Annotated in this window: 11 protein-coding genes; 1 reads left to right on the plus strand and 10 read right to left on the minus strand. The window is 40.1% G+C overall.

Features of this window, described 5'->3' with window-relative positions; all coding sequences use genetic code 11:
- Positions 1-218 precede the first annotated feature (218 nt).
- From HYG93_RS10680 to HYG93_RS10720, 9 genes are all read right to left on the minus strand, one after another.
- The gene (locus tag HYG93_RS10680; protein ID WP_120364555.1) at positions 219-1,118 is read right to left on the minus strand and encodes a LysR substrate-binding domain-containing protein; all 900 of its coding nucleotides are present in this window, start codon (positions 1,116-1,118) and stop codon (positions 219-221) included.
- 3 nt (positions 1,119-1,121) lie between these two features.
- On the minus strand, positions 1,122-2,360 hold the full coding sequence (locus HYG93_RS10685) for an MFS transporter (RefSeq protein ID WP_218646814.1): 1,239 nt from the start codon (positions 2,358-2,360) through the stop codon (positions 1,122-1,124).
- Positions 2,361-2,936, minus strand: a complete 576-nt coding sequence (locus tag HYG93_RS10690) for a TetR/AcrR family transcriptional regulator (RefSeq protein WP_106985049.1) — start codon at positions 2,934-2,936, stop codon at positions 2,361-2,363.
- A 333-nt stretch (positions 2,937-3,269) separates the two neighbouring features.
- Positions 3,270-3,791 carry an acyl-CoA thioesterase gene (locus tag HYG93_RS10695; RefSeq protein WP_106985050.1) on the minus strand — a complete coding sequence of 174 codons (522 nt, stop codon included), beginning with the start codon at positions 3,789-3,791 and terminating at the stop codon, positions 3,270-3,272.
- A 296-nt stretch (positions 3,792-4,087) separates the two neighbouring features.
- Positions 4,088-4,279 (minus strand): hypothetical protein, encoded by a 192-nt coding sequence (locus HYG93_RS10700; protein WP_120364553.1) that lies wholly within the window; start codon positions 4,277-4,279, stop codon positions 4,088-4,090.
- A 340-nt stretch (positions 4,280-4,619) separates the two neighbouring features.
- A complete protein-coding gene (locus HYG93_RS10705) occupies positions 4,620-5,597 on the minus strand; it encodes a patatin-like phospholipase family protein (RefSeq protein WP_106985052.1) in 978 nt (325 codons plus the stop codon).
- 350 nt (positions 5,598-5,947) lie between these two features.
- A complete protein-coding gene (locus HYG93_RS10710; RefSeq protein WP_106985053.1) occupies positions 5,948-7,423 on the minus strand; it encodes a sodium:alanine symporter family protein in 1,476 nt (491 codons plus the stop codon).
- Between the two features lie 69 nt (positions 7,424-7,492).
- Complete coding sequence (gltS, locus tag HYG93_RS10715) at positions 7,493-8,734, minus strand: sodium/glutamate symporter (RefSeq protein ID WP_120364552.1); 1,242 nt, start codon at positions 8,732-8,734, stop codon at positions 7,493-7,495.
- Between the two features lie 477 nt (positions 8,735-9,211).
- A complete protein-coding gene (locus HYG93_RS10720; protein WP_178962465.1) occupies positions 9,212-10,519 on the minus strand; it encodes a DcaP family trimeric outer membrane transporter in 1,308 nt (435 codons plus the stop codon).
- A gap of 718 nt (positions 10,520-11,237) precedes the next feature.
- Between HYG93_RS10720 and HYG93_RS10725 the strand changes: the two genes are divergently transcribed.
- Positions 11,238-11,945: a nitroreductase gene (locus HYG93_RS10725; protein ID WP_117007638.1), complete on the plus strand. Its 708-nt coding sequence runs from the start codon at positions 11,238-11,240 to the stop codon at positions 11,943-11,945.
- Positions 11,946-11,995: 50 nt separating this feature from the next.
- Here HYG93_RS10725 and HYG93_RS10730 read toward each other — a convergent pair whose 3' ends face one another.
- Positions 11,996-13,207: a multidrug effflux MFS transporter gene (locus HYG93_RS10730; RefSeq protein ID WP_178962466.1), complete on the minus strand. Its 1,212-nt coding sequence runs from the start codon at positions 13,205-13,207 to the stop codon at positions 11,996-11,998.
- Between the last annotated feature and the right edge of the window lie 22 nt (positions 13,208-13,229).

A 13,229-nucleotide genomic window follows, 5' to 3' on the forward strand; every position in this document is an offset into this window, starting at 1 on the left:
CTGCAAATTTTGCTGAATCGCACAATTAAAATTATACAGTGCATTTCGCCTAAAAATTAGCCATTAGGATAGAACGAAAAAACATTTTCTAAACTTGTTCTCTGGCCATGTTTTGCTATCACAGTAATTTTCTCGCCTCGCCATAAATTGAATTAAGAGAATCGTTGTACAAAAAAGCCAGTCTAGAGACTGGCTTTAAAATAAACATCACTGCATGCTTAAAGCGGTGAGAAATCCATATAGAACTGTTCTCTTAACACCTTCAAAATCAGTTCAATCGCCTCATTGCGTTTCTCTTTATGATAACTCGCATAAAGCCCAATCATGGGCAAAGGTTCAATCGTACTTTTCACCACAATTTTATCGCCCAATAAAGGGATCACATAAGAAGGGACTAAACTCCAACCCACCCCCATGCCGACTAAATTGACATTCAGCAAAATATTGGTCGAATACTGAACCACATTGACATCCAATTTCGATTGCTTAAAGAAACCTTGAATAATGCGATATAACTCAGGAGATGAGTGCTCATCACTCACAATAAAATCTTGCTGATTAAACGTTTTAATACTGATGTGTCGTTGCTGCGCAGCGCTACAGTCTTTGGGCATAATAAGTGCCAACGGTTCAGTAAAAACTTGAATGGTTTCTATATCTGCCGAGTCTGCAGGGTATCGCGTAAAAGCAATATCAATTTCGCCACGCTGTAAGGCCTTGAGCTGATCACTGTCGGTTAAGCTATGAAAGTGGATTTTAAGCTCAGGAAACTTCGCACGAATATTTGGCATGATATACGGAAAAACTTTCATTTCCGCCACAGGTACAAAACCAATATTTAACTGTTCTTTGTTTAACTGTGCAATTTGACGAGCATCAATCACCGCTTTTTCTGCATGTTCTAAACTTAAACGTGCCTCTTTTAAAAAAGCCTTACCTTCTTCCGTCAGCTCCACTTTACGGTTTGAACGTATTAATAACTGCACACCTACTTCATGCTCTAAGTCTTTAATTTGCTGGCTTAACGAAGGTTGCACTGTACACATGCGCTGTGCTGCTTTGGTAAAATTGAGCTCTTCAGCCACAGCTACAAAATAACGTAAATGACGCAATTCCACATTTTACCCCTTGTTGGATGTTTGAGCTTGTACACTTGCTGGAACTGCCGATACACGATAAATCAGTAAGGTAAACAGCACCATCAAAGCACAAAATAAATAGGTAAATTGATAATCAAATTTGGCAATCAGGAAGCCCATAATCACCGAGCCTACTGCCAATCCAATGTCGAATAAAGCAAAAAATGCTGAAATTGCATGCCCCATTCGTTGCTTTGACACAGCCTGAATGGCCATCGTTTGCATGCATGGAAACAATGATCCATATCCCACACCAATAAATACCGCAGATAGCCATAAAATCCACTGGTTTTGCATAAAGCTCACAATGACCAGACCAATAAAAAAGGCAATAAACGATGGATAAATAACTGAGCTTGGTCCTTTCTGATCATAGCGCTTGCCCACCCAAGGGCGCACAGTAATCATAGAGACGGCAAAAACAATGAAAAATAAACTGGCATAGGCCAACAGGTTTTTACTGTCTGCAAATGCCGTAATAAAGCTGGTGATGCTCGAATATGAAAATGCCACTAACATGGCCACCAAGCTAATTGGTAAAACTTTGGTTTCCACAATATCGTGTAAAGTAATACCTTTGCTTGGCTGTTGCGCAGCTACTTCAGCTGAACTGCTATTCACCGTCTGTACCGTCGGGTTTTCTTCTACTTTAAGCGTTAAGCAAAATGCATAACCAATAAAAGTAACACCTGTAAGTAATGCAAATAACACCGTAAAACTAGAAAACTGAATAATGCTGAGCGCGAGTAAGGGACCAAATACCGCACCTAAATTGGTCGACATCACAAAATAGCCCATACCCTCACCTTTACGGCGATCGGGTATAAAGTCATTCACTACAGGGACATTGACCGTGGTCAAAATACTGAACCAAAAACCATGTAAAAAACGAACCAGCAATAAGCTCCATAAACTATCAATGAGCAAATAACTAAAGGTAAAAAGAACAAACAATAAGCCTGCATAACGCAGTGATGATTTTTTCCCCCACTTTTGCACAATTAAGCCTGAAAATGGCCGAATCGCAATGGAAGAAATCAAAAATAGCGTGAGGGCTAAACCCGCCTCTTTTACACTGCCTCCCAAATCTTGCATGATGTAAATAGGCAAAACCGTGAGCGTGGCGAAATAATAAATAAACAGAAATAAGTTATTGCATAGGCACAAAATAAAAGAGCGATTCCATAAATGCTCTGGTGTCACCTGTATATCTTGAGTCATTTATGCGCCACCCTGCTCAGCCAATAACATTGGTGCCAGTGCAACCTGAATGATCTTTTCAATATAAGGCTGATCAGGTACGGCATTGAAAAAAATAATTTGATAATGAATTGCACCGTACAACATATCGAGCATCGACTCGAAATCATAATCAGCACAAATCTCTTGACGTGCTATAGCCAACTGAATCAATTTTCGTGTTTGCTCACGACGGGGTAATAAATACTGCTTAAAAAAGTCACCCGCAGCTTCGCGATGCTCAGCCATCACCACCAACAATGCACGACCGACCTGATGATTCAGTGCAATAGATAATTTCAAAAGCTGTTGTGTTAAGTTGTATTGCACTGTTTGGCTAAAGTCCAAATCAAAGACTGACTCAGTATTTTCTTTGAAAGCATCAAAAACCAAATCAGACTTATGATTCCACCAGCGGTAAATCGTCGACTTCCCTACACCCGCACGTGCTGCAATATCTTCAATACTGAGCTTACTGTAGTCGACATCGAGTAAAGCTTCATTCACTGCTTTAAGTATGCATTGCTTACGTCTTGATGTTTTTTCTGCATCATTCATAACACGCTTATCCGGTATGCATCACATCGCACTTTCAATGTATGAGTGCTATGCAATCAAGCTAATTTCTACAATATATTTTCAGAATATCGAAACGATACGTATCGTTTTATTTTAAGCTTAATTGACTGCATGTACTACTGCTAATCGACCAATCTGGCTTAAACTTTAGTGGAATACTCGGATTATATTGAGATTCAGTAAACACCATAGCCAAGTACGAAAATTCTTGGCCTGTATTCGCTTTCAATGCCTGTTGAATCCCGCACAGCACAATCATCAGCGCATAAAAAAGGCCACCGAAGCGACCTTTTATTTTTAAAAACCTTGCATTTAGTTGTGCATCGATTTTTTGTAAATACTACAAGATGGATGATGGTTTTCTTGTAAACGTGCAATTTTACGTTGCTCAGCCGCTTCAAAGCGACAACGTTTCCAGTCATTGTCTAAGTTGAGTTGTGGAATTGGCTTAGGTTTACCATTTTCATCCACAGCAACCATGGTGAAATAGCAACTATTGGTATGGCGCACAGTACGTTTTTGAATATTTTGAGCTTCAACACGGATACCAATTTCCATGGAAGTACGTCCCACATGATTCACGCAAGCCAAGAAAGTCACCAATTCACCCACATGGATCGGCTCTTTAAAATTCACTTTATCTACAGATAAAGTCACTACATAACTACCTGAAAAACGGCTCGCACAAGCGTATGCAACTTGATCCAGTAACTTCAGAATTGTACCGCCATGAACATTACCGGAAAAATTCGCCATATCTGGCGTCATTAGTACCGACATTGTTAATTCGGATTGGTCATCTGATGCTGGAGCAATTTGATCTAATGGGGACATCGCGTTTCTCTAGACTCGTGATAGAACAAAGATTATTGAGATTATTATAACTTTTTTAAGCCAAATAAAATGTTCAAATCGGCAAAAAACCATCATTATTATTTATAGTGATTCAACCATCATTCAAGAAAATATATATCAAGAGGTATAAATCACTATAGATCAATAATATGCAGGGTGCAGGGAAATTTATGATTCGGTTGAGGCACATCTACCATGACTTAAAGCCATCTATTTAAAGTTTCAATCTGTATGTTTTACCCTACGACCTTGCACCAAACAGATAAATAAATACTTTATGACTGTGCATCTATAGCCAAAGAACTTTTTAACATTTCTGCTGAAACATTGTCATAGGTTAATGTAGATCCGTTTCCTTCAGGTGACTCAATCACATAAGAGCCATCAATCTTGAGCTGAACCACCACGAAAATATAATTTGGCATAGAGGCCAAAGTTACGCGGTCACCAATTTGAAATTTTTGCATACAGCACTCTTTTTTCTGGACTCAGTTTTATTGATTTAAAGTATTAAACTTTGGATTTTAGTCTAGAGAATTTCAATACACTGGTAAACTTAAATATGTGAATATATAGGTTAAATATATAAATTGTCTTATTCATAATCTTTTACAGATTAATCAAAAATAATAAATACAATTCAATGCTTTAATCAAATATATTCTGCTTTTATTAAATATTTTGAACTAAAAAAGTTGCAGACTATAAACTTCAGTTGAATATGATTTTTTGCACTATAAAAAAAGAGCAGGTATATACCTACTCTTTTTTAATAAATTAACCCAGTTGACTTATATAGATTAGGCCTTACTGCTGAACTGTATATTGAATATTTTGATTCAGCGGATAGTGGTGTTTAGCATAAGCCAATGAAATCTCATTAAGCTTTTCGTCTGCTGCTTCTACCCCAGCCTGCATAGTCGCTTCACGGCCTTTCACATCAAAAATATGTGCCTTTTCACGTAAGTCTGGCTGAATCACAACATCTGCGCGTTTCATTTCTTCTTTGGCTAAATAAAACTGCATAATGTTAATGTTTTGGTTAAACAAGCCCCATACATTACTGGTTTCAGTATGAATAGGCTTCGCCAAAATATCGACAGCAATAATAATATCAGCGCCTAGTTCGCGTGCAGTGTCCACAGGCACTGGACTCACCAAACCGCCATCAACATATTCTTGCTTTTGAATTACTGCAGGAATGAACATACTCGGTATTGATACGGATGCGCGTACAGCTTGTCCTGTATTTCCTGCATTAAACACCACTTTATGTCCTTCTTGCAGTTCGGTTGCCACCACATACATTGGGATTTTGAGCTTTTCTAAAGGGACATGATCGACTTGCGTATTGACATAGTCTTCTACTTTTTTGCCATCCAATACGCCTTTTTTATCTAAACGAATCTCGCGAACATCTGCAGGCTTCATATTCAATGCAATGTCACGTAGTTCATCTGCAGACTTCCCAGAGGCATAGATTGAACCCACAATACTGCCTGCACTGGTACCAACAATAAAATCTGGACGTATGCCGTGTTGTTCTAACACTTGAATAACACCAATATGGGCGTAGCCACGTGCACCACCACTACCCAAGACCAATGCGACGATTGGACGCTTGTTTTGCTGTTTTAATTTTTTAAAATCGACCTGATTCGGTACCACATGGGCTTCCGCAATTTCACCTGAACCCTGTGTGCTCTTTGAGCTCGATATTAAGGCCTGATCTGTTGCTTTTGTGGCTTGTGCACCAATACTCTGACAACCCACAACGCCAGTCATCAGACACGTTATTAAAACTGTGTTTATATTCACGACACTTGATCCAACATATTATTCGTTTTATAAAGACGCCTAGTCTAGAACGATCCCTAAATTTGCACTGTTATGAAACGTTAAGACTCTATTACAAAAAGTATAAGTCACTCTGTGCTTTAAATCATGGAGAAACCATAGAGAATGATGACAAGTGGGTCAGTTATTTTAATGTCTTGACCATCTTGCATCATGATAAAATTTTAATCATCGGCATCGCTATGTATACATGTTCTGCATGATGTAGCTCCCATATAAAAAGCCCCAATTGAATTAGGGCTTTTTACATGCTGAAATTGCTTCCGCAGAGATGCAATTTACCAGATATCAGAGTCTACTTTGTCTTTAAATTTTGGATGATCATCTAATTTAAACACTGGCTCTTTTACTCCTTTCTTGAGTTGTGATGAATAGTCTTTCATCAGCATCAATAAGAATGGTGTTAACAATAGAATTGCAAATAAGTTAATACTTGCCATCACACCCATAAACAAATCTGCAAGGTTCCAAATCACAGGTACACTCATAATTGAACCGATATAGACCATCACCAGCACAATCACACGGAAACTAAACATCACACGGCGGTTATTGTTAATAAACTGTACATTACCTTCTGCATAAGCATAGTTACCAATCACAGATGAGAACGCAAACATAAACAAAATAATCGCTAGGAAGTCATCGCCCCATGAACCAATTTGGCTTTCTAAGGCCATTTGCGTCAATGTCACCCCTTCAAAGCCAGCGTTTTCATATAAGCCTGATGCTAAAATAATAATCGCCGTACAGGTACACACCACAAAGGTATCAACAAATACGCCTAACATTTGGATCAAACCCTGATTCACAGGATGTTTCACATCAGAGGCTGCTGCTGCATTGGGTGCAGACCCCATGCCTGCTTCATTTGAAAACAAACCGCGCTTGATACCCATCATCATGGCCATAGAGACCATAGCACCAAAGAAACCACCCGCAGCGGCATCAAACTCAAAAGCTTTACTAAAAACGAGCTGGAAGATTGACGGTAAAATATCGTAGTTAATCACGGCAATATATAGGGCCACGATTAAATACAGTATCGCCATTACAGGTACAAAGGTTTCAGCAACTTTGGCAATACGCTTAATACCACCAAAAATAAGCACACCCGTGAGTACAACTAGACAAATTCCCACCCATGAAACTACAAAATCAAAGCCACCGAGGTTTAAAACAAGGTTAGCTTTGTCCCATCCCCAAGCATGTGCAGTTGCACCCGTAATAGCATTGGCTTGTACTGCATTAAATACAAAGCCATAGGTCGAAATAAGGGTTATGGCAAACACAATCCCTAACCATTTTTGTTTTAAGCCTTGGCTGATGTAATATGCTGGCCCACCACGAAACTGTTTATTTTGGCTATCACGCACCTTAAAAAGTTGCGCAAGTGAGGACTCTACAAAAGCAGAACTCATGCCTAAAAATGCGGTTAACCACATCCAAAATACGGCGCCAGGACCACCAATTGCAATGGCAATGGCAACACCTGCAACATTACCCACACCTACACGGCTTGCGAGTCCTGTCACAAAGGCTTGAAATGGTGTGATGCCATGTTGATCATCACCCGCCTTACGGCTTCCCTTCATCACTTTAATACTATGTACAAATAATCGAACTTGTACTGCACCTGTTGCCACAGTATAAAAAATACCTACTGCAACTAAAAACACCACCAAAAAATCCCACAATGGGGTGTTTAAGGTATTAATCCACTTCAACAAGCTATCGTTAAGTTGATCGTTCATTCTGAATATCCCAAATTTTAAGCGACTCTATAAAGAAAAAAGCCTACATAGAGGCTTTTTTCCTATCTCTTAGACAAAGAATTTAAGAATCAACTGAATGACTGTCGCATTAATCAAGTCTACGAAAAATGCACCACACAGTGGAACAATTAAAAAGGCTTTATGCGAAGGTCCATACATATTGGTAATGGCTTGCATGTTGGCAACAGCAGTTGGTGTTGCACCCATACCAAATCCACAATGACCCGCAGCCAATACAGCAGCATCATAGTTTTTACCCATCACACGGAAGGTAATGAAGGCTGCATACAAGGCCATTGTTAAAGTTTGCGCGCCCAAAATCACAACAAGTGGACCTGCAAGGTCGGCCAATTGCCAGAGTTTTAAAGACAAAAGCGCCATCGCCAAATACAAAGACAATGAAGCATTTCCGAAAACATCAATGGCGCGGTCGAATATCTGAATTTTAAAAATACCTTCGAGCACATTACGCAGAATAACACCACCTGCTAGTGCCCAAACAAAGGTCGGTAATTCAAAGAATGTACCCTTGCTATAAGTCGTCATAAATTCAGCAAAGGCCAAACATGCAGCAAAAAGCCCTAACGTTGTAATCGCATTATCTGCAGTAATTAAACGAACACGATGTGGATATTCAAATGGAACATATTCTGTAGAATTAATATCTGTCAGAGGTGTTTCATCGCTTTGTGCAATTTGCTCTTGAGTACGTGGTGCTGAAATATTGTGACGGTTAATCAGCAACTTGGCTAAAGGACCACCAATAATACCACCAATAATCAAACCAAAGGTCGCACTCGCCATACCTAAGGCCAATGCACCTTGAATACCATGTTGGGTTTCAAGGATTTCGCCCCAAGCACCTGCTGTACCATGTCCGCCCGTTAAGGTAATTGAACCCGCAATTAAACCAATTAAAGGATCTAGACCTAGGAGAGTTGCTAAACTCATCCCTACTGCGTTTTGCACGACAATAAAAGTAGATACAGCAATCAAGAAGATCACCAGACCAATACCACCTTCTCTTAATTTTGCAAAGTTTGCACTTAAGCCAATAGAAGCAAAGAAGATCAGCATGAAACTGGTTTGTAGTTGTGCACTTGTGGAAATACTAAATCCCCATAGACTGTGCACAACAAGAGAGAGAATGGCAGCGACTAAACCACCTGCAACAGGTTCTGGAATATTATAGCGCTTAAGAAAATCGATTTTATTCACTAAAAAGCGACCGAGCAATAGCACAATCACAGCCGCAATCAAGGTATAAAATGCGTTAAATGTTAATTCCATCATCATTATCCTTAAGGTGCACTTAGTTGTTGTTATATGATTAATAAGCCATTGAATTACACCTTACTTCAAGCTCATTTTAGTAACTTAAAGTACAGCGTATCCAAAAGCTTGAGTCATACAAACTTCGTGCATTCTTGAGTTAGACTTCCCATTCACAGCCACTGATTTAAAGCCCGCTGGAATGATCGCAATGCCCACAAAATGAAATTAGGGCACAAATTATGGAGTTGGCTTATTTAAAGCACAGATTCCATTTCATATTGATGCAGAAATATCACTGCCAAAAGTTCAATATGAAGAAAAGTTGGACATTATGCAGTTTTTTGAAACAATTGCTTCTTTATTTACAATAAAGTGTTTAAATTACGCTGTTTTTTTACTCAATTTTAAGTTTTATTTACTTCAAAAACAAAAAACAGGAGCATTAAGCTCCTGTTTTATATTGGCTTTAATTAACCATCTAATACTTCAGTATTAGAAGCTATATTTTGCCATTAAACCAACACGGTCATCGTTAAATGTTTTACCTGCAAATGTTTCACGTTTGCCGTCTACATATTCCAAGCCAAGCTCAATCGGTTTAACTGGTGAATAAATAATGTTTAACCAAGCCTGTTGTAGTTCTTTGTTGGCATTTGCACTGACATCTGAAGCAGCTTTAAGTGTTTTTGCATATTTAGTATCGTCATCCGCTAAAATAATGCCATAACCTAAAGTTGAACGAAGTTTTTCGTTAAATTTATAGGTTGCACCCACTTGTACAGCAGTAAATTCATTTTGTTCAATGTTTTTACCATCAACAATATATGCTGAATTTGCGCCATATAAATAGTTGCTGTTGCCTTGGCTATAAGATACATCACCGTTCAGTTTCAGCTGATCATTTACAGCATAAGTCGCGCCGGCAGCCAGACCCCAAGCGGTTTCTGTATCATCGGCAGCTTTAGATTTATAGTTTTCCACCAATGCGCGGGCAGAAGCTGTGCCTTTGCCGTCAGCAAAGCCATGAACCAGTTTCGCAGTCAGGTTTGGAACACGGTAGCTTAAATCGTCAGCAGTAAACGCTTTGCTGTCACCTTCTTCCGCAGAAACCAGCAACTGTGTCAGCGGCGCAAGATTAAAGTTATAGCGCACTTGCGGTACACGAGTGGTGCCGCCGCCGATGTTTGTGCTGAAATCAATCATTTCAGGCGCATGGCTAGATAGGAAGTTAGAAGTTGTTTGACCGAATAACCAGTTGTTATAGGTTAAATATGCATGACGAATTCGGAAACCTTCACCCTTAACGCTATCTGGATCGGCAAAGTCAGCCTCAACTTTACCGCCGACTTTATTGCCTTCACCGACATTGGTAGTGAAGTCTAAGCCTAGACGTGTGGTTTTAGCCGTTGCGCGCAGCTTGTCGCTGGCTTGACCCGTAGATCGTGCAACACCGCCGAAGTCGCCATCCTCGCCTTCAATAATGTAGTTGGCATCACCGCGGACAAAACCATATAGGTTAACTTCTGCACCCGCTTTAGATTTAAAACCAGACAATGGTGATGAAGTTGGTGCAGCCACTGGTGCTGGACGTGCTTTTACTTGTTGAATGTCAGCTTGTTGCTGAACTTGTACTTGCTGTTGTTGTTGGATTAATGCCTTAAGCTCGGCAACTTCTGCACGTAGTTGTGCAATTTCTTTTTGTTCAGTTGTTGCGGCTTGCGCTGAGCTCAACATAATTGCAGTAACGGCCGCTGCTAAACTCACTTTAAGTACTGGCGCTTTAAGCTGTACAAGTTTCATATTTCCTCCAAAGAAATCTTTGTTTTAAATTTTAAATTGCATACATCGCATGCAAAAATTATGCTGAAAGACGATTATTTTTTGAAATTTTACATTTTAAGTAAAATCCCTTTCCCCCACAGGTGATGTGCAGATTCTATATTAATTTTTCTAAGCATTACCCCATTGCTTTATAATTTAATCATATAAACTAATCGAGCAAATTAGGAAGAGTTCTTAGAAAAATTAGCTTTCGCATTATGCGTGAAGCTCGTCCATTTTTATGTTTAATAGGTTAATATCCATACAAACAACCTACTCCCTTCTATCGATACAACTGCATTGCATCAAAGATGTTGGATATTTGAGCTAAATTTACCCAGCCTGACCATCACTGCTTTAGTCTTAGCTATACGCAATATTTCTACGAAGCTTGGCATAAACCCTCAATCGTATGCTTTGATTATGTCGCATCACAGCTTAAACACTTGATGCCCTGTCATCTCTTTGTCATTTCCATACGTTAATGCTTGCACATTTCGACCCACCACCAACCTTTTAGGTATATTTTTATATCAAAAAGGTATTTAACCATTCATCAACTCTGTTTTAGTTTTATTCCACACAGCGCACAATCTTGCACATTTCAACACAGCGCAGTAAATAAACGAGCTAACTTACGCACGGCTCAGTCCAAGACAGCCATAAAAAATCACAATTTTAAAATAAAAGGATGCCTATGAATTCGTCTCTCACCCAAGCTGTCGACCACGTAATCAGGTCACGCCATTCTGTACGTGCTTTTTTAGATACCCCTATTTCTACCGAAATGCTGAAAGAGATTTTGCATGTTGCCAGTCGTGCACCATCAGGAACCAATACCCAGCCGTGGAAAGTCTATGTGGTACGTGGTCAAACACGCGACCTTTTAGTTGAACGTGTATGTACAGCCCAAAATGAGTTATTTGTAAACCCTGCTTTGTCAGCGCAATACCAAGAAACTTTTGCCTATTATCCACAGCAGTGGCTTTCGCCATTTATTGAGCGTCGCCGTGAAAATGGCTGGGGCTTGTATGGCTTACTCAACATCCAAAAAGGCGAAAAAGAAAAAATGGCAGCGCAGCAACTGCGTAACTATAAATTGTTCGATGCGCCTGTCGGGCTATTTTTTACGGCACACCAATCTTTAGCGATCGGCTCTAAAATGGATATCGCCATGATGATTCAAAATGTCATGCTAGCAGCCAAAGCACGTGGCCTCGATACCTGCCCGCAAGCCGCTTGGAATCATTTCCATCAGCTAGTTTTAGATACGATTGGCGCACCCGCAGATGAAGAATTGGTCTGTGGCATGGCCTTGGGCTACGCAGATCCTGACGCGATTGTGAATCAGTTTTTAACGCCACGCGTTGCAGTCGATGAGTTTGCCGTATTTGTAGATGAATAAGCCCGTGTCGGGTATTTCATCGTACTTCCGTACAGCTACCCAGCGACAATTTAGCTTGCAGTTCGTTGCTGATCAATGCGCATATATCGATAAGCCATAAATGCCACAGCAACAAAACCAAGCATCAGCACAGCCATATTGAGCTGTGCACTCCACATTAAGAAATTGAGAATGACACCACCCAACAAGCCACAGGCAAATTGCATACTGCCCATAATGGCGCTGGCTGTTCCTGCACGTGCACCTTGATGTGACATAGCGAAAGCCATTGCATTCGGACCTGTAAGGCCAATGCCAGATACCGCACAGAACATACCCAACATCACCAAAGGCAAGCTCTGCACAAACACTGCACTGAGTAATAAAACTAGCACCCCAAAACTTTGAATGCTCAATCCTAGTTTTAAGCGCCCATATACCGTGGTTTTATTTGCCAATACATTATTCAATGTCGATAGCAACATGATCCCAAAGGCATTAAAGCCAAAGGCATAAGCAAAATGCTGTTGCGACATGGCAAAGTCAACCATCAAAATGCTCGCGGATGCACTGATATAACAAAACAAGATCCCACCTGAGAAGCAACCAATCAGCATTGGGTATAAAAAGCGTTTGTCTTGGTAAATTGTGGCATACAGCTGTAGCACTTGCTTAAAGCTCAGTTCCAAACGTCGGCTGGTTGGCAAACTTTCTTTAAAGAAAAAATGCACACAGAAGAGACATACACATCCCATAAAAGCCAAGAAGCCAAAGACTGCATGCCAACTAAAAAATCTTAAAATCCAAGCCCCTATCGTTGGTGCCAAAATCGGCGCAATCCCCATTACAATCATCATGCTCGAAAATGCCTGCGCTGAACTTTGCACATCCAAGCGATCACGAATCGTTGCTCGGGCAATGACTACACCTACACAACCACCCAAAGCTTGTAAAATACGTGCAGCAATTAAACTCCATTCATTTTGCGCGAAGTAGCACATCAAACTAGCAACAACATACAAACTCAAGCCAAAATACAGTGGTTTTTTACGCCCAATACGATCACTCACGGGTCCATAAATTAACTGCCCTAAAGCCAAACCTAAAAAATATGCAGGTAAAGTATTGGAAATCATTTGCGTACTTACCCCCAAGTCCATCGCCATTTCTGGCAATGCGGGTAAGTACATATCAATGGAAAGTGGCCCCAAAGAGGTAAGGAGCGCTAAGAGTAAAATCCAAGGCTTAGAGTAACTTGTAGGTGTCGTGATATTCTTCTGCATATTGATATTGGTATTTCATTTT

It is taken from the genome of Acinetobacter sp. SwsAc6, from assembly GCF_013391565.1.
GTDB classification, from domain to species: domain Bacteria; phylum Pseudomonadota; class Gammaproteobacteria; order Pseudomonadales; family Moraxellaceae; genus Acinetobacter; species Acinetobacter cumulans.